Source organism: Shinella sp. Sh6 (genome assembly GCF_055392685.1).
Map to the genome: position 1 here is coordinate 712342 of NZ_AP044006.1, position 20114 is coordinate 732455.

The window sequence follows — 20114 nt, forward strand, 5'->3', positions numbered from 1 at the left end:
GCCGCGCTCAGGAAAAGAGCGGCTGCGTGCGCACCCACAATTCCAGCGTCGTCTCGTTGCCGAGCGTTGCGGAGCGGTGCGGCAAATGGGACTGGAAATGCATGGAATCGCCCTTGTTGAGGATATGGCGCTCGCCGCCCACCTCCAGCAGGATGCAACCCTCGATGATATAGACGAAGTCCTCGCCCTCGTTGTGCATGATCTCCGAGACATGGCCCGGCGGGCGGCGTACGAGGGTGGGGTGCAGCCTGGCATCGGCAAAACCGGCGCCCAGCAGCTCGTAGGTCCGGCGGGCGTCGCCGAGGCTGAAGGCCTCCCGCTCGCCCTGCCGCGAGACGGCGCCCGTGGCGCGCGGCGGCGCCTTGACGAAGGCGTCGACGCTGGTGCCCAGCGCCTCGGCGATGTTGCAGAGCGAGGCGAGCGAGGGCGTCGAGGCGCCGCGCTCGATCTGCGACAGGAAGCCGATGGACAGCCCGACGCGCTCCGAGACCTGCTGGAGCGTCATGTCGATGGCGCGCCGGCGCTTGCGGATCTTCTTGCCGAGGGGTTCCTCCGCGACGCTGTCTGCCACGCCCTTCTTCCTCGCTCCTGCCTCTTGCGACATTGCCGAACCTGTTCCGCGGATTGGAGATGGCCGGAATATGGGCCAAGCAATCCGCGATGTCGATGTGCCGGACGGCGTAAGGCCCGGGGTTTTCGGCGCGCGCCGCGACCCGCCTTGCCTCCCGATCCGGCATCTGCGAAAATTTTTCTACTGCGCCTCAATTTCTTTTGCAATGGTTCAATTTTTGAGTAATGACTTTCGCATGTGAGGATGAAGCTCAAGGGAGGAGCCCATGCGCATGGAGACGAACTGGAAGTTCCTGATGGCGACGGCCGCGGTGATCGGCCTGATGCAGGCCGGCGGCGCGCTGGCGCAGGAGGAGCCGCAGACCGGCGGCGTGCTGCGCATCCTGGCGACGGGCGAGCCCGACCACATGGACCCGACGCTCGCCGGCATGGTGCCGACCAACAACCTCATGCGTGCGATTTCCCGCCAGCTCGTCAGCTACGAGGCCTCGACCGATCCGGACGTGGCGATCAAGCCGGTGGGGGACCTTGCGACCGAGGTTCCGCAGCCGACCGATGGCGGCCTCACCTATACGTTCACGCTGCGCGACGGGGCGATGTGGAATGCGCCCTCCGGCGCGCGCCAGATCACCTCGGCCGATGTGGAGCGCGGCTTCAAGCGCCTGTGCAACCCGCATATGCAGGCCTCGACGCTCACCTATTTCACGGCGCTGATCTCCGGCCTTTCGGAATTCTGCGACGGTTTTGCCAAGGTCGAGCCGACGCCGGCGGCGATGAAGGCCTATATGGAGGGCAACGACGTTACCGGCATCGAGACGCCGGACGACAGGACGGTGATCTTCAAGCTGAAGGAGCGGGCCGGCGACTTCGTCTACATGCTGTCCCTGCCGATGCCCGCACCTGTCGCGCTGGAGACGCTGGACTACGTGCCCGACAGCCCGGACTTCCGCGCCAACTTCATCGGCAGCGGCCCCTATACGATCGGCGAATATACGCCCGACACCAGCCTGAAGCTCGTGCGCAACCCGGCCTGGAAGCCGGAGAGCGACCCGCTGCGCAAGGCCTATGTCGACGAGATCGATATCACGATGGGCCTGCAGGCCGACGCCATCATGCAGCAGCTCCAGTCGGGCGACGGCGACCTTGCCTATGACATCAACGTGCCGACCGCGATCCTCGCGACGCTCGCCGCCACGGGCGACGAGAAGCTGACGGCCATGTCCTCGGGCAACACGAACTTCCTCTTCATCAACACCGTCTCGGACAACAACAAGGGTGCGCTGAAGGATCTTCGCGTGCGCCAGGCGCTGGAATATGCCGTCGACAAGGCGGCCATCGTGCAGCAATGGGGCGGCTCGACCGTCGCCGAGCCCGCCAACGGCATCTTCGGCATCGGCGTCCTCGGCTACCACAAGTTCGATCTCTATCCCTCGCCGGACGCCAAGGGCGACCCGGAAAAGGCCAAGGCGCTCCTGGCCGAGGCGGGCTTCCCGGACGGTATCACGCTGAAGATGCCCTATCGCAACAAGGACCTTGAGGTGGCGACCGCCGCCACGCTCCAGGCGAGCCTCGCGCGTGCGGGCATCACGCTGGAAATGACGCCGGTGACCGCCGCCGACTACTATTCCAAGTTCATGACCAACCCGGTCAACACCAAGGAAGGCACCTGGGACATCGCGCCCGTGGGCTGGACGCCGGACTGGGTGGGCGGCGCCGCACGCTCCGTCTTCCAGCCGCAATTCACCTTCGACGGCACGCACCAGACCTACAATTACACGGACTACAACAACCCGAAGGCCAACGAGATCGCCGGGCAGGCGATCAACGCCACGACGCCCGAGGAGACCGCGAAGCTCTGGGCCGAGGTCGACGAGCTGGTGATGGCGGATGCGCCCGTCGTGCCGCTGATCGCCAACAAGAACCCGCGCTACCGCAGCGAGGCCGTCAAGAACTACCAGCCCTACGCGCTCGGCGTCGAAGGCGACTGGACCAACCTGTGGATCGAACGCTGAGCCGATAGACGGCCACGCCGGATGCAGGGAATGAACTCCTCATCCGGCCCTTCGGGCCACCTTCTCCCCCGTGGGGAGAAAGAAAGGGTCGCCAGCCTTCCCGCTTTTGCCTTCTCCCCGTCGGGGAGAAGGTGCCGGCAGGCGGATGAGGGGGCTACCCGGAACGCATGACTCCGCCGGCACGGCGAAGCTTCTTATCTTCCGCAGACAAAATGGAGGCGGACGTGGCTATTCTCGAGGCGAAGGGCCTCACCGTCGATATTCCGACCGAGGACGGCACTGTGCATGCGGTGCGCAACGTCTCGTTCGCGATTCGGCCGGGCTCGCTGTTCGGCATTGCCGGCGAATCCGGCTCGGGCAAGAGCGTGCTGACGCAGGCGGTGATGGGGCTGCTGTCCAATGCCGATATTTCCGGCGAGGTCTGGTTCGAGGGCAGGAACCTCATCGGCCTTTCGCAGGAGGAGATGCGGCGCCTTCGCGGCGGGCGCATCGGCATGATCTTCCAGGACCCGCTTTCCAGCCTCCATCCCTTCTACACCATCGGCGCGCAGATCGCCGAAGTGCTGCACGCCCATGAGACGATCGGCCCGGCCGAGGCGCGGGCGCGCGTCGTCGACATGCTGGGCAAGGTCGGCATTCCTGCGCCTGCCGAGCGCTTCGACGACTATCCGCACCAGTTTTCCGGCGGCATGCGCCAGCGCGTGATGATCGCCATGGCGCTGATCCTCAAGCCCGCGCTGATCATCGCCGACGAGCCGACGACGGCCCTCGACGTCACCGTGCAGGCGCAGATCGTCGAACTGCTCGATGCCATGCGGCGCGATTTCGGCACCACCGTCATCCTCATCACCCACGATCTCGGCCTGCTCTCCTCCGTCGCCGACGACGTGATGGTGATGTATGCCGGCAACCGGCTGGAATACGGCAGGGCGGCCGATGTCTTCCGCGCCCCGGCCCATCCCTATACCGCGGGCCTGCTGCGCTCGACGCCGGCCAGCTACCGGCCGGGCACGGAGCTTGCGCCGATCGGCGGCCGGCCGCCGAGCCTGCTCGCGACGCCCGCCGGCTGCGTCTTCGCCCCGCGCTGTCCCGAGGCGCTGGCGCGCTGCGCCGGCGAGCGCCCGCCGCTGCGGATCTATGACGACGGGGTCGAATCCCTCTGCTGGCTGGAGGCCGGGGCCGGCAGGGCGCGCCCGGCCATGGCGGCGGCGGCTGTCGCCGCAAAGGCCGCCGATCCAGAACCGGTCGCCGAGATCGAGGACGTATGCCTCACCTACCAGACGGGCAGCTTCTTCGGCGCGAAGCGTTCTCTGGAGGTGCTGAAAGGCATCGACCTGACGGTCGGGCGCGGCGAGACCGTCGGCCTCGTCGGCGAGAGCGGCTGCGGGAAATCGACGCTGGCGCGCATCGTCGCCGGGCTGGTGCCGGCGACCTCCGGGCGCGTGCGCGTGCTGGGCAGGGACATGGCGCGCCTCGACGCGCGGGCCTGGCGCGAGATGCGGCGCGAGGTGCAGCTCGTCTTCCAGGACCCATTCGGCTCGCTCAACCCGCGCCGACGCGTCGGCGCCATCATCGGCGATCCCTTCCGCCTGCACGGCATTGCGAGCGGCGAGGAGCGGCGCGAGAAGGTACGCCGGCTGATGGAGATGGTGGGCCTCAATCCCGAGCACTACAACCGTTTCCCCGCCGAATTCTCCGGCGGCCAGCGCCAGAGGATCGGCATCGCCCGGGCGCTGGCGCTCAATCCGGCGCTGATCATCTGCGACGAGCCCGTCTCGGCGCTCGACGTGTCGATCCAGGCGCAGGTGCTGAACCTCCTGCGCGAATTGCAGCGCGACCTCGGCCTCACCTATCTCTTCATTTCCCACGACCTTTCGGTCGTGCGCCATGTCTGCGACCGCATCGCGGTGATGCAGGGCGGGCGGATCGTCGAGCTGGAGACGGCCGAGCGGCTGTTTGCCGATCCGCAGCACGACTATACGCGCACGCTGCTTTCAGCCTCCAGGACGCTGCCGGCCTTTGCGGACGGCGGTGCGCGCGTGCTTGTAGAGACACGGGGGTTGGCATGAGCGAGACCACGGTGAACGAACCTTCCCCCGAGGCCGACGTCGTCCAGCGCGGCTCCTTCGCGCTGACGGTCCGCCGGCTCCGGCGCGATACCGCCAGCATGGCGGCGCTCTGCGTCATCCTCGCGGTGATCCTGCTGGCGATCGTCGCGCCGTGGGTGGCCGGGATCACCGGCCATTCGCCGATCGAGCAGTTCCGCGAGACGGGCCTGTCGCCGGCCGGCATTCCGGTGGGGCCGGGTGCGGAATTCTGGCTCGGCACGGACCAGCTCGGCCGCGACGTCCTCGTGCGGCTTGCCTATGGAGCGCGGGTTTCGCTGCTCGTCGGCGTCTTCGCCTCCATGCTCGCCTCGCTGATCGCCGTCGTCGTCGGCACCACGGCGGGCTATTTCGGCGGCACGGTCGACCTCGTCCTCAGCCGGCTGACGGACCTCGTGATGAGCGTGCCGTTCCTGCTCTGCGCGCTGGCGCTCGTCTCGGCCTTCGGGCCGAGCCTTGCGCTCTCCGTCGTCGTCATCGTCTTCTTCAGCTGGGCGCCGATGGCGCGCGTCATCCGCGGTCAGGTCATCTCGCTGCGGCGGCAGGATTTCGTGCTGGCGAGCCGCTCGCTCGGCGCCGGGCCGCTGTCGATCATGGTCGTCGACATCCTGCCCAATCTCGCCGTGCCGATCATCGTCTACACGACCATGCAGATCCCCAATTCCATCGTCTTCGAGGCGACGCTCTCGTTCCTCGGCATGGGCATCGTGCCGCCGACGCCGAGCTGGGGCGGCATGCTGGCGGATGCCTCGTCCAATTCGCTCTATCTCGTCGCCTGGTGGCTGATCTTCGTGCCCGGCACGGCGCTCCTGATGACCACGCTCGCCTTCAACATCCTCGGCGACGGCCTGCGCGACGCGCTCGACCCGAAGAGCGCCCGCACCGTGCGCCGCCTCAGGCGCCAGCCGAAGGCAGGGGCCAAGCCATGATCCGTTTCCTTGCCAGCCGTGTCGGCTTCGGTGCCGGCGTGCTCCTCGTCCTGTCGGCCTTCGTCTTCTTCCTGTTCTTCGTCGCGCCCGGCGATCCCGCCCGCATGATCGCCGGCGACAAGGCGACCGAAAGCCAGCTCCAGCAGATCCGTAAGAATCTCGGCGTCGACCGGCCGATCATCGTGCAATACGGCGCCTTCATGCAGAAGGCGCTCTCCGGCGACCTCGGCTTTTCCTACCGCAACCAGCAGCCGGTCGCGCCGATCATCCTCAGGCGTATTCCGGTCACGCTGTCGCTGGTGCTCGGCGGAGCGCTGCTCTGGCTTTCCATCGGCGTGCCGATCGGCATCATGTCGGCGCGCCATGTCGGAAGCCTGCGCGACCGGCTGGGGCAGGCCTTCATCCTCGTCGGTCTCAGCTTCCCGACCTTCGTGCTCGGCATGATGTCGCTCTATCTGCTCTACTTCATGCCGAGGCAGGCGGGTTTCACCCTGTTTCCGGCCGGCGGCTACAAGGCGCTCACATCCGATCCGTTGGTCTGGGCCTGGCATCTCGCGCTGCCCTGGACCACGCTGGCGCTGACCATGGCGGCGATCTATGCGCGCCTGACGCGCGGCCAGATGCTGGACGTGATGGGCGAGGACTATATCCGCACCGCCCGGGCCAAAGGCCTTTCGGAGCGCCGCGTCGTCTGGAAGCACGGCCTTCGCGCCGCACTGACGCCGCTTGTCACCCAGCTCGGCGCCGATATCGCGCTCCTGCTCGGCGGCGTCATCGTCATCGAGCAGGTCTACGGGCTCCAGGGCGTCGGCGCGCTCGCCGTGCAGGCGGTCGCCAACCAGGACAGGCCGATCATCATCGGCGTCGTCCTGCTCGGCGGCCTGTTCATCGTCATCGCCAATATCGTGGTCGACCTGCTTTACGTGCTGCTCGATCCGCGCGTCCGTTGAGGAAATCCCATGATCGTCTCCGAATACACCATTCCCGGCCTGCATGTGCGCGATCATGTCGTGACCGTCCCGCTCGACTGGTCGAAGCCGGATGGCAGGACCATCGAGGTCTTCGCGCGCGAGGTGGTCGATCCCGCCCGCAAGGACGAAAAACTACCGCTCCTCTGCTTCCTGCAGGGCGGGCCGGGCGGCAAGTCGCCGCGTCCGACCAAGAGCAGCCCGCCCTGGCTCGCCCGGGCCCTGAAGACGCACCGTATCCTCCTGCCCGACCAGCGCGGCACGGGCCGCTCCACCCCCGTGGACGCGGCGACCATCGCCGGCTTCGACGGCGAGGCGGGCGCCGACTACCTTGCCTGCTTCCGTGCCGATTCCATCGTCGACGACCTCGAGCACCTGCGCAAGACGATCTTCGGCGGCGCGCGCTGGCAGACGCTCGGCCAGAGCTACGGCGGCTTCCTGACGCTGACCTATCTCAGCCGCGCGCCCGACGGCCTTTCCGCCTGCTACGTCGCCGGCGGCCTGCCGGGCCTCGACCCCTCGGCGGAGGCGGTCTATCGCCACACCTATCCGCGTGTGCGCGCCAAGAACGAGATCTTCTACAAGCGCTATCCGGACGACCGGGCGCTGGTTGCCCGCATCGCCGATTTCCTCGATGCGAATGTCGTGAGGCTGCCGGATGGCGACCGCCTGACGGTGCGCCGCTTCCAGAGCCTCGGCCTCGATTTCGGCATGGGTCCGGGCTTCGAGAACATCCACTGGCTGCTCGACGAGGCCTTCGCCGCCCCGGATCGCCTGTCCGACCAGTTCCTCGGCGCGCTGATGCACGCGACCGCCTATAACGGAAATCCGCTTTTTGCGGCAATCCACGAGGCGATCTACGGCGAGGGCGAGGGGGCGACGGAATGGGCGGCCGGGCGCGTGCTTGCCGAATTCCCGGAATTCGACGCCAAGGCGCGCCCACTGCTCTTCACCGGCGAGATGATCTATCCGTGGATGTTCGAGGAGATCGCGCTGCTGAAACCCTTCCGGGCCGCCGCCGAGGCGCTTGCCCGCCGGCCCCGCCATGGCCGGCTCTACGACAAGGCACGCCTTGCGGAAAATGCCGTGCCGGTCTCGGCGGTCGTCTATTTCGACGACATGTATGTCGATGCCGGCCTCTCGCTCGCGACGGCCAGGGCCGTCGGCAATCTCGACGCCTGGGTCACCAACGAATTCGAGCATGACGGCATCCGCCAGTCGGGCTCGGTCTTCGAGCGGCTCCTGTCGATGGTCGCCGAAAAGGGCGGGCCGCTGAAGGCCGACCACTGAAGGAAAGACAATAAGCATGACGACGAAGGAGAAGGTGGCGGCGTTGCGCGGCTGGATGGCGGCGGCAGGGCTCGACGGGCTGATCGTGCCGCGCACGGACGCGCACCAGAGCGAGGTCACCGCCCCGCGCGACGATTGCCTGCGCTACCTCACCGGCTTTTCCGGCTCGGCGGGGCTGGCGCTCGTGCTGGCGGATGAGGCGCTGATCTTCGTCGACGGGCGCTACCAGGTGCAGGTGCGCCAGGAGGTCGACCCGGCGCTCTTTGCCGTCCATCACCTCCATGACGATCCGCTCGACCGCTGGCTGAAGGCGAATGCGCGGCCCGGCTGGCGCATCGGCCTCGACGCGATGCTGGTGCCCGGCAGCCTCTACGATAGGCTGGCGGAGGGCTGCGCGGCGGCGGATGCGAGCCTCGTCGCGCTCGATGCCGATCCCTTCGACGCCGTCTGGCGGGACCGTCCGCCCCGTCCGCTCGGCGCGATCCGCGCCATGCCGCCGGAGATGGCCGGTGAAACGGCTGGGAGCAAGCGGATGCGTATCGCCGGGAGCCTGAAGGGGAAGGGCGCCGATCTTCTCGTCGAGACCTTGCCGGACAATATCGCCTGGCTCCTCAACGTGCGCGGCTCGGACGTGCCGATGAACCCGGTGCCGCATTCCTTCCTCGTGCTGGAGGAGGACGGCCGCACGGAATGGTTCGTCGACCGCCGCAAGCTCGGCAACGACCTCGACGCCTACGAGCTTGCCGACGTGGCCCTGTCGCCGCCGGAACGCTTGCTCGACCGCCTTGCCGAAACCGTCACCGAAAGGACGGCGGCGATCGACGCGGATTTCGCGCCGCAGGCCGTGCGGGCGCGCATCCTTGCCGCCGGAGGGCGGCTTGCGCCGCAGGCGAGCCCGATAACGCTCGCCAAGGCGGAAAAGACGCCGGCCGAATTGCAGGGCTATCGCGACTGCCATCTGGAGGACGGCATCGCCGTCGCCGATTTCCTCGCCTGGCTTTCCGCTGAAGCGCCGGTGCGGGCGGGCACGGAAACGCCGCTCGGCGAGCTGGAGGCCGAGGCGCGGCTGCTTGCCTTCCGCAGCGAGCGGCCCGGCTTCCTCGAGCCGAGCTTCCGCACGATTTCCGCCGCCGGTGCCAATGCCGCCATGTGCCACTATGCGGCAAGCCCCGGGACCGACGCGCCGCTCGAGACGGATGCGCCCTATCTGGTGGATTCCGGGGGGCAATATGCCAACGGCACGACGGACCTGACGCGCACTGTGATGTTCGGCGTGCCGACGGCGGAGATGCGCCTTGCCTATACGGCCGTGCTGAAAGGCTTCATCTCGCTGATGTCGGCGCGGTTCCCGGCGGGAACGCAAGGGCACCAGCTCGACGCCTTCGCCCGCCGCGCGCTCTGGGATCTCGGCCTCGACTACGACCACGGCACGGGCCACGGCGTCGGCCATAACCTGCTGGTCCACGAATATCCGCACCGCTTCGCGCGCCAGCCGAACCTGCATGGCCTCACGCCCGGCAATATCATGACCATCGAGCCCGGCTATTACCGGGAGGGCGCTTTCGGCATGCGCATCGAAAACCAGGTGGAGGTGGTGGCTGACGGTCCCGGCTTCTGCCGCTTCGCCACGCTCACCTTCGTGCCCATCGACCTGACCATGGCAGACCTCGATGCCCTGAGCCCGGCCGAAACCGCCTTCCTCGATGCCTACCACGCGGAGGTGCGCGCGAAGCTCGAAGCCCATGTCCGCCCCGAGACGCGGTCCTGGCTGCTGGAGGAGACGAGGCCCGTCGCCGAGCGCTAATGCCCGGTGATGCGGTCTGCAATCGCCGCGAGGCGCGAGGTCTGCGGCAGGCCGGCGAACTCCCGTTCGTCGGCCATGCGGTAGAGCTGGTACATGGAATGGACGCCGAGCCAGCGGAAGGGTTCGGGCTCCCACGGACGCACCGTGCGATTGACCCAGGGAAGGCCCGTCAGCTCGCTTTCCCGGTGCAGGACAAGGTCGCAGAGCGTGCGGCCGGCAAGGTTCGCGCTGGAGACGCCGAGGCCGACATAGCCGCCCGCCCAGCCGATGCCGGTCGAAGGGTCGAAGCCGGCGGTCGTGCACCAGTCGCGCGGCACGCCGAGCACGCCGCACCAGGCATGGTCGATCTTCAGCGCTTTCGTCTGCGGCAGAAGGCGCAGGAGGATGGCGTGCAGGGCCTCGATGGTCGCCTGCTGCGTCTTCCCGGCATCGTCGGTGCGTGAGCCGAAGCGATAGGGCACGCCTCGCCCACCCATGGTGATGCGGCCCTCGCGGGTGCGCTGGGCATAGCAATAGGCGTGTGCGGCATCGCCGAGGAGCTCGTGCCCCTCCCAGCCGATCTCCCGCCAGAGCGCATCCGGCACGGGCTCGGTGACGATCTGGGCACTGTTGAGCGGCAGCCAAGTGCGCTCGCAGCCGGGAAGGCCGGCGGTGAACCCTTCCGTCGCGCGGATGACGACCGGCGCGCGCACGGTGCCGCGGTCCGTCTCGACCAGGCCCTTTCCGAAGCGCGTGACGGTGGTGCCTTCGTAAATGGCAACACCGAGGCCTTCCACCACGGCGGCAAGGCCGCGCACGAGCTTGGCCGGCTGCACGCGCGCCATGTCGCGGATGACGAAGGCGCCCTTCACGTCCTTGATGCGGATGCGCCGTGCGGCCTCCTCCGCCGAAAGCATTTCGATCTGCCCGGCCGGCATCTCCCAGTCGAGGTAGAACTGGTATTCCTCGCGGGCGCGCTCTAGTTGCGGGGCGTTGGTCGCCACGGTGATGTTGTCGACCCGCAGGATATCGGCGTCGATGCCTTCGGCCGTGCAGACGCGGATGACCTCGTCCACCGTGCCGGCCATGGCGCGCTGCATGTCCACCACCGCGCCGCGGCTGGAGGTCTTGAGGTACTTTTCCCGCGACCAGCCGAAGCCGCCGGAAAGCCAGCCGCCGTTGCGCCCGGACGCGCCGAAGCCGGCGAATTCCCGCTCGACGACGACGATGTCGAGGCCGGGATCGGCCTTCTTGAGGTAATAGGCGGTCCACAGGCCCGTATAGCCCGCACCGATGATGCAGACATCCGCCTGCCGGTCGCCGGGAAGGGCGGGGCGCCTTTGCGGAAGGCCGCCGATATCGGCATACCAGAAGGAAACGTTGCCGTTCGTCTTGACGTCCATGGAAGGGCTTTCGGTTCGGGCGGGCAGGCCGCGAGCATAGGAACCGGCACGCCCGGCCGCAACAGGCTCCACCCGCTATTCCACGATGGCGCGCAGCGCCCGCGCGATCTCGTCGGCGAACATGGAGGCGGCGAGCGCCCGGCCGCGCTTTTCGCGCTGGACGAGGGAGAGCACGTTCTTGCCGAAGGTGCGGTCGCGGATTTGCACATAGGTCAGCATGCCGTTGCGCTGTTCTTCGGCGATGTCGAACTTGCTGAGGAAGGCGATGCCGTCGCCGGCCGCGGCAAGGCATTTCATCGCCTCGATGGAATTGGTGAGGAAGGCGGGCTCCACCGCAAGGCTGGCCTCGGCGAAGGCGTCGGCGACGATGCCGTGGATCAGCATGGACTTTTCCGCGAAGATCAGCGGATAGGGCTCGCAGAAGGAAAGTGGCAGCGTCTCCATGCCGGCAAGCGGATGCTCCGGCGAGACGACGGCGCCGAGCCGCGTATCCGCCTTCCACAGCGTCTCGAGCTGGGGCGTCGCCGGCAGGTTGAAGGCAAGGCCGAGATCGGCCTCGCCGTCGATCACCGCCTGCACGATGTCGCGCACGAACATCACGCGGATGGAGATCTTCAGGCGCGGGTGCCGGGCGCAGAAGCTCGCCGCCGCCTTCGGCACGATGCCGCCGGCAAGGCCGTTCATGGTGGCGATGATCACCTCGCCGCTCTGCAAGGTCTTGATGTCGCGAATCTCCGCCTCGACCTGGCTGTATTCCTTGATCGTCCGGCGTATGTGGGCAACGAGGATCTCGCCGGCCGGCGTCAGGCGCAGGCCGCGCGGCAGGCGCTCGAACAGCGGCTCGCCGATGGCTTCCTCCAGTTGCAGCACATGCTTGTTGATGGCCGACGGCGCCACGTTCAGCCGCTCGCCGGCCGCCCGGATCGAGCCCAGCCGTGCCACCTCGTCGATATAGCGCAGCACGCGGGAGTGCAGCATGGCGTTCTCCTTCAACCGTTCTCGAAAAGCGTACGTTATGCGCAGAAAATACTGCTTTTCGGAAACGGTGCAATGGCGTCTTATGCCATTCGGGAAGCGCGGGGGCGGGAGCCGCCGCTTCCGGGGGAAACCCCGAACGATTGCCGGCCCCGGCGACGGGGCCGAAGAGACCGGAGGACCAGTCATGAACCAGCATGTGAACATCGCGGAAGCCGCGCACTACGACACGGTGCGGGCGATCTTCGCCATCCTTAACGGCGAGCGGGAAGCCGACCTGCTCCTGAAGAACCTGAACATCCTCGATGTTCACGGCGAGACCGTCTACCACGGCTCGATCCTCGTCTACGACAAGCGCATCATCGCGCTCAATCCGGACGAGGACATCCTGAAGGTGAAGGAGGTCTTCGACGGCAAGGGGCTCTATGCCATCCCCGGCCTCATCGACGCCCATATTCATTTCGAATCGCAGCTCGCCCATCCGACGGCGCTCGCCGAGGCCATGGTGCCTTGCGGCACGACGACGATCTATTCCGAATGCCTCGACCTCCTGAGCGCGGCGGCGGAAGAGGGCGTGGAAGCGGCGCAGAAGCTCTTCAAGGACTACGACAAGCTGCCCTATCGCCTTTATGCCTTCGCGCCGGGCAAGAAGACGGCGGCGAACGTCACCGAGGCGGTGCTGAAGATGGAGCCGGTGATCGGCCTCGGCGAGTTCGAGCACTTCACCTATTCCTCCGGCAGCGAAGACGATTTCCGCAAGGCCGCCTGGGTGCGCGCCAAGGGCGGCTTCATGAACGGCCACTGGGGCGTCACCGCGCTCTCCGACATGATCCTCAACTATCTTCCGGCCATCGGGGTTTCCAACAACCACGACGTCTGGAACGAGAAGGATATCGAAAAGAGCATCCGATACGGCTTTCCGACGCATATCAAGTTCGGCGTCGGCTCGGCCGAGGTCATCAAGGTGCTGCTGCGCGCCATCGTCGACCGCAAGTGGCCGACCGACAACTTCATGCTCTGCACGGACAACATCTCCGTCGAGCGCCTGCTGACCATGGGGCACATGGACTGGATCATCTCGCTCTGCGCCGAGATGGGCATCAACCCGATCCATGCGATCAAGATGGCGACCTACAACACGGCGCGTTCCTTCCACATGGAGGACAGGATCGGCTCGCTGACGCCCGGCCGCTTCGCCGACATCGTGCTGACCGACAGCCTGTCGAAGATCAACCCGCTCTTCGTCTTCAAGGACGGCGAGCTGGTGGCCAAGGACCGCAAGCTGCTGAAGAACGCCGACATCGACTATTCCGGCATGTGCAAGAAGGGCGTTCCGGGCCTTTCGGACCTGACGGCGGACCAGCTCGATATCGTGCCGCTGGAAATCTCAGAGGACGGCAGCAAGGCCAAGGTCTACCTCTTCGACGTCTACGGCCGCGGCCATGCCAAGTTCTACCAGGAAGTCTGGGTGCCGCTCACGGACGGCAGGGTCGTGCCGGAGGTGGACGGCGTGAAATACTCGCGCCTCTCCGTCATCCAGCGCTATGCGAACGGCAAGCGGCACATCGTCAATGGCCTCTTCAAGGGCGTGTCGATCGACCGCGGGGCGGTCGCGACCTTCTGGCCGGCGCCCAAGCCCTATTTCGTCGTGATCGGCGAGGAGAGCGCGGAGATGTGTCATTGCGTGAAGCAGGTGGACACCTATGCCGGCGCCTGCATCGTCACCGAGGACAAGGCGGAAAAGGCGGTGATGCCGCTCGATATCTACGGCGTCATGGCGAACATGACCGTCTCGGAACTGACGGCCGCGGCAAGTTCCATCGACGCGGCGCTGGAAGACCTCGGCAACCGCAACGAGGGTGAGCCGGTCGTCAACAAGCTGCTCAGCCTCTTCATCTCGCTGCACCGCTTCCGCTTCATGGCGTGAAGCCCACGAAAATTCCGGCAGGCGCTCCGGCGCCTGTTGGAAAGACAGGATTGCGGATTGACCGGGAGAAGGAGTTCCGGGAAACCCGCAGGAACGAATTCAGGCGCGGCCGGCCGGGAGCAAGGGAGGCCGCCGTGCAACACCATCGGGAGGAAACCATGGCACATCGTCCGGCGGAAGCCGATATCGTCGACACCGGCAGCCTTACCCGGCGCTGGATCATGTATGTACTGGGCATCTACATCCTGACGCTGGGCGTGAGCCTTGCGATCCGGGCGGGTGTCGGCATCTCGCCGCAGAGCAGCCTGACGCGCACCATGACGCTCGTCTACACGCCGCTCAGCCAGGGCACCTACAACTTCATGCTGGAACTGCTGATGCTGTTCCTGACCTACCTGGTGCTGCCGAAGGACTTCAAGCTGAAGAACTTCGCCGCCCTGATCCCCGCCTTCGTTCTGGCCGTGTTCCTCGACCTCAACCTCAAGCTCACCGAGTTCATCGTGCTGGAGGATTACTATTACCGGGTCGCCCTGCTGGTCTTCGCCGATGCGGCGCTCGCCTTCGGCCTCTTCCTGATGATCCGCGCCAACCTCGTGCTGATGCCGATCGACATGTTCGTCAACACGATCTTCAAGCGCACCGGCTGGAAGTGGGGCAACATCAAGACGGGCTTCGACTGCACGCTGCTCGTCATCTCCGCGCTGATCGGCCTTGCCTTCCTCGGCGAGATCAAGTTCATCCGCGAGGGCACGATCCTCAACGCCATCCTCGTCGGCCAATACATCAAGCTCTATTTCTTCCTCTACAGGAAATTGAGCGCGAGGAACGCGGCGCCGGCTGCGGGCAACCTCGAAGCCGCCGCGGAATAGGCGGTGGGCATCGGAACCGAAATGCGAAGGCGCCCCTTGCGGGCGCCTTTCAGTGTCCGGAAGATCCGTAAAGCACCGGCATCAGGCCGGCAGCGGCCTTGAAGCGGCTCCAGGACTTGCGCCCGGGCAGCGTCCATCCGGTCTCGGCGACGGCGGAAAGGCGCGGGAAGACGAGACGGTCGAAGACCGCGCGGTCCTTCATCGCCTCCGACCAGATGCAGGCCTGCACGCCGAGCAGCCTTTCCTTCTGGGAAGCGCTCCAGCCCGCGACGGGATCGAAGGCGTAGGTCGCCTCCGGCGTCGAGGAGCCAGCCCAGCTTGCGCCCGGCTCGTCCCAGTCGGGGCTCATGGCCATGTCGAGGTAATAGGCCTGTCCCGGCGTGACGACGATCCGGTAGCCTTCCTCGGCGAGCGCGGCGGAGACCTCTCCGTCGCGCCAGCCGCACAGATAGGTCGTCTCCCTGTCGAAGGCATTGCCGTGCGCGGCCTCCTGCCAGCCGCCGGTGACGCATCCTTCGGCGGCGAGGAACGTCTGGATGCGCTTGAGGAAGATTGCCTGCAACGCTGCCGCGCCGGAGCCCTCGATGTCCTCGGCAAGGGGCGACTGGCTGACGGCGTTCAGCCGCCGCGCATGGGCTTCGGCCATTGCGGGGCCGCCGATGGCGCGCAGCCTTTCGAGCGCTTCCGGGGAGCCGGACCATGCTGCGAGCGGCACTTCGTCCGCCCCGATATGGATGGTCCTGAAGGGGAAGAGGTCGATGACCTCACGGAAGATCGCCTCCAGCACCTCGTAGGTCTTTTCGCGCGCAGGGTTGAGGCAATTGTCGGGAAAGCCCTGCACGGACTGGTAGCCGCCTTTCTCCTGCGGGTCGCGCAGTTCCGGGATCGCCTGCTGGAGGGCGTGGCTGTGGCCGGGCACGTCGATCTCCGGCACGATCTCGATGCCGAAGCCTGCCGCATGGGCGACGATGTCGCGCACCGCCGCCTTGCTGTAATAGCCGCCGCTTCTTTCCGGGCCGGTGCCGAGCAGGGGCGGGATGGCAAGGCCATGGCCGCGCCAGGCGCCGACGGCGGCAAGCGCCGGATAGGCGTCGATCTCGATGCGCCAGGCCTCGTCGTCGGAAAGATGCCAGTGGAAGCGGTTCACCTTGTTCCAGGCGAGGACGGAAAGCAGCTTCCTGATCTCGGCGCTCGCGTAGAACTGCCGCGCGGTATCGAGGAGGAGGCCGCGCCAGGCCATGGCGGGCGCGTCGCCGATCGTCCCCTCCCGGGGAAAACCGTAGGCCGAGGGAAAATGATGCGCGCCGCGCCAGATCTGGCCGAGCGTGACGAGGCCGTAGAGGAGGCCCGTCCGGCTGGACGCCGATACCGTGGCCGCGGCCGGTGCGAAGGCGATCTCGTAGGCTTCCGCGCCGAACCCTTCGCGGCAATGCAGATGAACCGGCCGGCCGCCTTCCTCCTCCGGCCGCACGATGCCCTCGACGGCGAAGAGGTCGTCGGTGAGCCGGGCGAAGGCTTCCGCGGCCGCCTCCGCTTCACGCCCCTCGGTGATGAGGGCAAGGCCAGCCGGCGCGCCGGCAAGGCCGCTGACGGAGACAGCGTTGGGCCAGGGAATGACCGCGATGGGCGCGGGCGGGGCGGCGGGAACGGGAAAGGGCTCCGCGCCGCGCTTGGCCGGCGTATTGCGGCCGGCGAATTTCGTGGCAGCGGTGGCAAGGGCGAGGGTGGAGCCGTCGGCAAGCACGAGATAGGCCCCGCGCGCGCCGTCCGTCCAGTGCTGGAACGCCCAGCCGAGATCGTGCAGCGTGACCGTCCAGGTCGCGCCGGGTGCGAGGATGAAACCCTGCGGCGGGAGGAGCTCCACGAAGGTCGAGAATATCCGGCCGATGGTCCCGCCCTCGGCTTTTGCCGTCGGGGCGATCTGGCCGAGGCCGCTGAAGCAGAGCCGGAAGCCGGCAAGCGCTTCCCCCGATGTGTTCGCAAGGCTGAGGCGATAGGCCATTGCCCTGTCGTCGCCGGCCGGAACGAACATGGTTTCGAGGGCGAGCATGGCGTTCTCAGATGTCGAGCATGCCGGCATAGATGCCGGGCGCGGAATCGGGGATCGGCATGGCGCCGACCGTCTTCTCGTAGAAGGCGGAGGGGCCAACGTCGCCGATGATCGCATAGGCATAGCCCATCGCCTTGAGGTCGAAGAGGCTGGCGAGCAGGAGGGCATGGCCGATGCCGAGCCCGCGTGCGCCTTCCTCGACGCCGGTCGGGCCGAAGAAGCCGCGGGCGATCGCCTCGTGGCAGGCAAAGCCGACGAGCCTGCCGGCGCGGGTGGCGACGAAGGCGCTCGGCGGCTGGCGCGTCAGCGCGACGGACATCTCGCTCGCCCAGCCCCTGCCGAAGGTCGCGGCGATCCAGTCGGTGACGAGGCCGGCCTCGGGCGCGAGCGGCCGGCGGATCGTCACCCCGGCCTCCGCCATGCGCACGTCGAGCGCCGGCGCGGGGGCAAGGCGCGTAAGGTTGACGAGATAGTCCAAGGAGAACCTCCGCTCGGGGGCATGCGCCCCCGGATACTGCCTAATGCTGGTCGAGCACCCGCGTCAGGGTGAGCGCGGCGATGGTGCAGATCGCGCCGGAGATCAGGTAGCCGCCGATGAAGATGATGCCGAAGCTGGAGGCAAGGCCGAGCGCCACGAGCGGGGCGAAGGCCGCGCCGACGAGCCAGGCGAGGTCCGAGGTCAGCGCCGCGCCGGTATAGCGGTAAGGCTGCGTGAAGCGCGAGGAGACGGCGCCCGAGGACTGGCCGAAGGTAAGGCCGAGGATGAAGAAGCCGATCAGGATATAGGCGTCCTGCCCCTTGCCGCCGGCATCCAGCAGGAAGGGCGCGGAGAAGGAGAAGATCGCGATGAGGATCGCGCCGGCCATCAACTGGTTGCGCCGGCCGATCCGGTCGGCGAGGATACCGGACAGCACGATGCCGACCGCGCCGACGCCCGCGCCCGCCACCTGCACCCAGAGAAATTCCGCCGCCGACTGGCCGCCCTTGAGGGTGACCCAGGAGAGCGGGAAGATCGTGACGAGGTGGAACATCGCGAAGCTGGCGAGCGGCACGAAGGCGCCGAGCACGACGTCGATCGCATGCTTGCTCAGCATTTCGAAGACCGGCCGCGGCTCCAGCTCCTGCGCTTCCATGGCGGCGCCGAATTCCTTGCTGGCGACGATGCGAAGGCGCGCGAAGAGCGCCACGACGTTGATCGCGAAGGCGACGAAGAAGGGATAGCGCCAGCCCCAGGCGAGGAAATCGGCCTCGGAAAGGTTGCTGACGAAATAGCCGAAGAGGATGCTGGCGAGCGCGAAGCCGAAGGGCGCGCCGAGCTGCGGGATCATCGCGTACCAGCCGCGGTGGTTGGGGGGCGCGCTGAGGCTGAGGAGCGAGGCGAGTCCGTCCCACGCCCCGCCGAGCGCGAAGCCCTGCCCCAGCCGGAAGAGTGCGAGCAGCGCCACCGCCCAGTAGCCGATCGTCTCGTAGCCCGGCAGGAAGGCGATGGAGGCGGTCGAGCCGCCGAGGATGACGAGCGCGACCGTCAGCTTCGTGCCGCGGCCATAGTTGCGGTCGATCCACATGAAGATGAAGGAGCCGACCGGCCGGGCAAGGAAGGCGAGGGGGAAGAGCGCGAAGGCCATCAGCGTGCCGGCCACCGCACTCGGCGCGAAGGGAAAGATGAGCTTCGGGAAGACGAGGATGGAGCCGAGGCCGTAGACGAAGAAATCGAAGAATTCCGAGGTGCGGCCGATAACCACACCGATGGCGACACTGCCCGGCGACAGCGGCTTGCCGTCCGCATGCATGCGGCGGGCGTCCCGTTCCAGACCTGACGAAGTGGGGTTAGCGACCGAACTCATGAATTTCTCCGAGCGATGTGCGCCATGTCGTTCAAGTGTTGACTATTCGGCGTCGAATATCAAGAATTGGCTTGTACATTCGAGCGTCGCCCGACGACGGCGCCCTACGCATCTGGGCTAGTACAAATCCGCCCCGGCGGACAGCCCCCGACGTCCTGCCGCGGTGCGACACAATGCTGCGCTGCGACGAACCACCTCATTTCCAAGTGCGACAGCGCCCGCTTAATGCCGACTAGACAGAACGCAAGTCGAGGCCGAAATGCCGAAGCCATTCAGTTTAGCCCGAATCTCGATCGTCCTTCCCCTCATGCTCGCGACCTTGTCCGGATGCGACATGGTCGTCATGGCGCCCTCCGGCGATATCGCGGTGCAGCAGCGGGACCTGATCGTCATCTCGACGGTGCTGATGCTGCTGATCATCGTGCCGGTGATCTGCCTCACGCTGTTCTTCGCCTGGCGCTACCGCCAGTCCAACAAGGCGGCGACCTACGATCCGGAATGGCACCATTCAACGGGCCTCGAGGTCATCATCTGGTCGGCGCCGCTCGCCATCATCATCGCGCTCGGCGCCATCACCTGGGTCAGCACCCACAAGCTCGATCCCTACCGGCCGCTCGACCGCATCGATGCCGCCCGCCCGGTGAGCGGCGAAGTCAAGCCGATCACCGTCGAGGTGGTGGCGCTCGACTGGAAGTGGCTGTTCTTCTACCCTGATTACGGCATCGCCACGGTCAACGAGATGGCCGCGCCCGTCGACGTGCCGATCAATTTCAAGCTCACCGCCTCCTCGGTGATGAACTCCTTCTACGTGCCCGCGCTCGCCGGCATGATCTACACAATGCCCGGCATGGAGACGAAGCTGCATGCCGTGATCAACAAGGCCGGCGACTACGAGGGCTTCTCGTCCAACTACAGCGGCGACGGCTTTTCCCACATGCGCTTCAAGTTCCACGGGCTCGACCAGGCCGGCTTCGACCAGTGGGTCGCGCAGGTCAAGCAGAACGGCACGGCGCTCAACCGCGACGCCTACCTCAAGCTGGAAAAGCCGAGCGTCAAGGAACCCGTGCGCTATTACGCCTCGGTCGATGACGGGCTCTACGAGGCCGTGCTCAACATGTGCGTGCGCGAAGGCCAGATGTGCATGAAGGACATGATGCATATCGACATGATGGGCGGTGCCGGCGTCGAGAGCCAGGAGAACAGGGCGAAGCTCCAGCACGACAACCGCCATGCCGACCAGGCGTCCGGGGAAGGGGGAACAGCCGCGACCTTCCCCGACACCGGCAATCCCTCGCACAGCGAGGAACCGGCCGAAGGCGTCGAGGAGCCGGCCACGATGAACCACGACGGGCACCAGATGTAACAGCTCTCCATGTCCGCCGGTCCCGG

Annotated in this window: 15 protein-coding genes; 9 read left to right on the top strand and 6 right to left on the bottom strand. The window is 66.9% G+C overall.

Annotated features, from left to right (window positions below):
* Nucleotides 1–7: 7 nt before the first annotated feature.
* Nucleotides 8–571: a helix-turn-helix domain-containing protein gene (locus ACZ5TO_RS21870; RefSeq protein ID WP_464800680.1), complete on the bottom strand. Its 564-nt coding sequence runs from the start codon at nucleotides 569–571 to the stop codon at nucleotides 8–10.
* A 265-nt stretch (nucleotides 572–836) separates the two neighbouring features.
* Here ACZ5TO_RS21870 and ACZ5TO_RS21875 point away from each other — a divergent pair, with 265 nt between their 5' ends.
* The 6 genes from ACZ5TO_RS21875 to ACZ5TO_RS21900 all read left to right on the top strand — a co-directional run bounded on the left by ACZ5TO_RS21875 (nucleotide 837) and on the right by ACZ5TO_RS21900 (nucleotide 9678).
* The gene (locus ACZ5TO_RS21875; protein ID WP_464800681.1) at nucleotides 837–2582 is read left to right on the top strand and encodes an ABC transporter substrate-binding protein; all 1746 of its coding nucleotides are present in this window, start codon (nucleotides 837–839) and stop codon (nucleotides 2580–2582) included.
* Nucleotides 2583–2806: 224 nt separating this feature from the next.
* Nucleotides 2807–4651, top strand: a complete 1845-nt coding sequence (locus tag ACZ5TO_RS21880) for a dipeptide ABC transporter ATP-binding protein (RefSeq protein WP_464800682.1) — start codon at nucleotides 2807–2809, stop codon at nucleotides 4649–4651.
* A complete protein-coding gene (locus ACZ5TO_RS21885) occupies nucleotides 4648–5616 on the top strand; it encodes an ABC transporter permease (protein WP_464800683.1) in 969 nt (322 codons plus the stop codon). Before ACZ5TO_RS21880 ends, ACZ5TO_RS21885 begins: the two co-directional genes overlap by 4 nt.
* Complete coding sequence (locus tag ACZ5TO_RS21890) at nucleotides 5613–6566, top strand: ABC transporter permease (protein ID WP_464800684.1); 954 nt, start codon at nucleotides 5613–5615, stop codon at nucleotides 6564–6566. Before ACZ5TO_RS21885 ends, ACZ5TO_RS21890 begins: the two co-directional genes overlap by 4 nt.
* A gap of 9 nt (nucleotides 6567–6575) precedes the next feature.
* Entirely contained in the window at nucleotides 6576–7874 is a 1299-nt protein-coding gene (locus ACZ5TO_RS21895) for an alpha/beta fold hydrolase (RefSeq protein ID WP_464800685.1), read from the top strand.
* Nucleotides 7875–7890: 16 nt separating this feature from the next.
* Nucleotides 7891–9678: an aminopeptidase P family protein gene (locus ACZ5TO_RS21900; protein WP_464800686.1), complete on the top strand. Its 1788-nt coding sequence runs from the start codon at nucleotides 7891–7893 to the stop codon at nucleotides 9676–9678.
* Here the strand turns inward: ACZ5TO_RS21900 and ACZ5TO_RS21905 are convergent.
* Both ACZ5TO_RS21905 and ACZ5TO_RS21910 read right to left on the bottom strand, forming a co-directional pair.
* Nucleotides 9675–11060, bottom strand: a complete 1386-nt coding sequence (locus tag ACZ5TO_RS21905; RefSeq protein WP_464800687.1) for an NAD(P)/FAD-dependent oxidoreductase — start codon at nucleotides 11058–11060, stop codon at nucleotides 9675–9677. The genes ACZ5TO_RS21900 and ACZ5TO_RS21905 overlap by 4 nt on opposite strands.
* 75 nt (nucleotides 11061–11135) lie before the next feature.
* A complete protein-coding gene (locus ACZ5TO_RS21910) occupies nucleotides 11136–12038 on the bottom strand; it encodes a LysR family transcriptional regulator (RefSeq protein WP_464800688.1) in 903 nt (300 codons plus the stop codon).
* A gap of 184 nt (nucleotides 12039–12222) precedes the next feature.
* Here ACZ5TO_RS21910 and ACZ5TO_RS21915 point away from each other — a divergent pair, with 184 nt between their 5' ends.
* Both ACZ5TO_RS21915 and ACZ5TO_RS21920 read left to right on the top strand, forming a co-directional pair.
* Nucleotides 12223–13962, top strand: coding sequence for an amidohydrolase family protein (locus ACZ5TO_RS21915; RefSeq protein WP_464800689.1), 1740 nt, complete (start codon nucleotides 12223–12225; stop codon nucleotides 13960–13962).
* A gap of 158 nt (nucleotides 13963–14120) precedes the next feature.
* The gene (locus ACZ5TO_RS21920) at nucleotides 14121–14831 is read left to right on the top strand and encodes a YczE/YyaS/YitT family protein (protein WP_464800690.1); all 711 of its coding nucleotides are present in this window, start codon (nucleotides 14121–14123) and stop codon (nucleotides 14829–14831) included.
* A 49-nt stretch (nucleotides 14832–14880) separates the two neighbouring features.
* On the opposite strand, the gene ACZ5TO_RS21925 is transcribed toward ACZ5TO_RS21920, so the two are convergent.
* Genes ACZ5TO_RS21925 through ACZ5TO_RS21935 form a run of 3 tightly spaced genes read right to left on the bottom strand, consistent with a single transcriptional unit; the run spans nucleotide 14881 to nucleotide 18725 of the window.
* On the bottom strand, nucleotides 14881–16881 hold the full coding sequence (locus ACZ5TO_RS21925) for a beta-N-acetylhexosaminidase (RefSeq protein ID WP_464800691.1): 2001 nt from the start codon (nucleotides 16879–16881) through the stop codon (nucleotides 14881–14883).
* A gap of 7 nt (nucleotides 16882–16888) precedes the next feature.
* On the bottom strand, nucleotides 16889–17359 hold the full coding sequence (locus ACZ5TO_RS21930; RefSeq protein WP_464800692.1) for a GNAT family N-acetyltransferase: 471 nt from the start codon (nucleotides 17357–17359) through the stop codon (nucleotides 16889–16891).
* 40 nt (nucleotides 17360–17399) lie between these two features.
* Nucleotides 17400–18725 carry an MFS transporter gene (locus ACZ5TO_RS21935; RefSeq protein ID WP_464800693.1) on the bottom strand — a complete coding sequence of 442 codons (1326 nt, stop codon included), beginning with the start codon at nucleotides 18723–18725 and terminating at the stop codon, nucleotides 17400–17402.
* A 259-nt stretch (nucleotides 18726–18984) separates the two neighbouring features.
* On the opposite strand from ACZ5TO_RS21935, the gene cyoA reads away from it, so the two are divergent.
* A complete protein-coding gene (gene cyoA / locus ACZ5TO_RS21940) occupies nucleotides 18985–20088 on the top strand; it encodes a ubiquinol oxidase subunit II (protein ID WP_184140694.1) in 1104 nt (367 codons plus the stop codon).
* The last annotated feature ends 26 nt before the right edge of the window (nucleotides 20089–20114 follow it).

Coding starts and splice junctions, on each gene's coding strand:
- ACZ5TO_RS21925 (WP_464800691.1), bottom strand. CDS start 16,881: ATGCTCGCCCTCGAAACCATGTTCGTTCCGGCCGGCGACGACAGGGCA.
- ACZ5TO_RS21885 (WP_464800683.1), top strand. CDS start 4,648: ATGAGCGAGACCACGGTGAACGAACCTTCCCCCGAGGCCGACGTCGTC.
- ACZ5TO_RS21920 (WP_464800690.1), top strand. CDS start 14,121: ATGGCACATCGTCCGGCGGAAGCCGATATCGTCGACACCGGCAGCCTT.
- ACZ5TO_RS21915 (WP_464800689.1), top strand. CDS start 12,223: ATGAACCAGCATGTGAACATCGCGGAAGCCGCGCACTACGACACGGTG.
- ACZ5TO_RS21900 (WP_464800686.1), top strand. CDS start 7,891: ATGACGACGAAGGAGAAGGTGGCGGCGTTGCGCGGCTGGATGGCGGCG.
- ACZ5TO_RS21910 (WP_464800688.1), bottom strand. CDS start 12,038: ATGCTGCACTCCCGCGTGCTGCGCTATATCGACGAGGTGGCACGGCTG.
- ACZ5TO_RS21895 (WP_464800685.1), top strand. CDS start 6,576: ATGATCGTCTCCGAATACACCATTCCCGGCCTGCATGTGCGCGATCAT.
- cyoA (WP_184140694.1), top strand. CDS start 18,985: ATGCCGAAGCCATTCAGTTTAGCCCGAATCTCGATCGTCCTTCCCCTC.
- ACZ5TO_RS21890 (WP_464800684.1), top strand. CDS start 5,613: ATGATCCGTTTCCTTGCCAGCCGTGTCGGCTTCGGTGCCGGCGTGCTC.
- ACZ5TO_RS21875 (WP_464800681.1), top strand. CDS start 837: ATGCGCATGGAGACGAACTGGAAGTTCCTGATGGCGACGGCCGCGGTG.
- ACZ5TO_RS21905 (WP_464800687.1), bottom strand. CDS start 11,060: ATGGACGTCAAGACGAACGGCAACGTTTCCTTCTGGTATGCCGATATC.
- ACZ5TO_RS21935 (WP_464800693.1), bottom strand. CDS start 18,725: ATGAGTTCGGTCGCTAACCCCACTTCGTCAGGTCTGGAACGGGACGCC.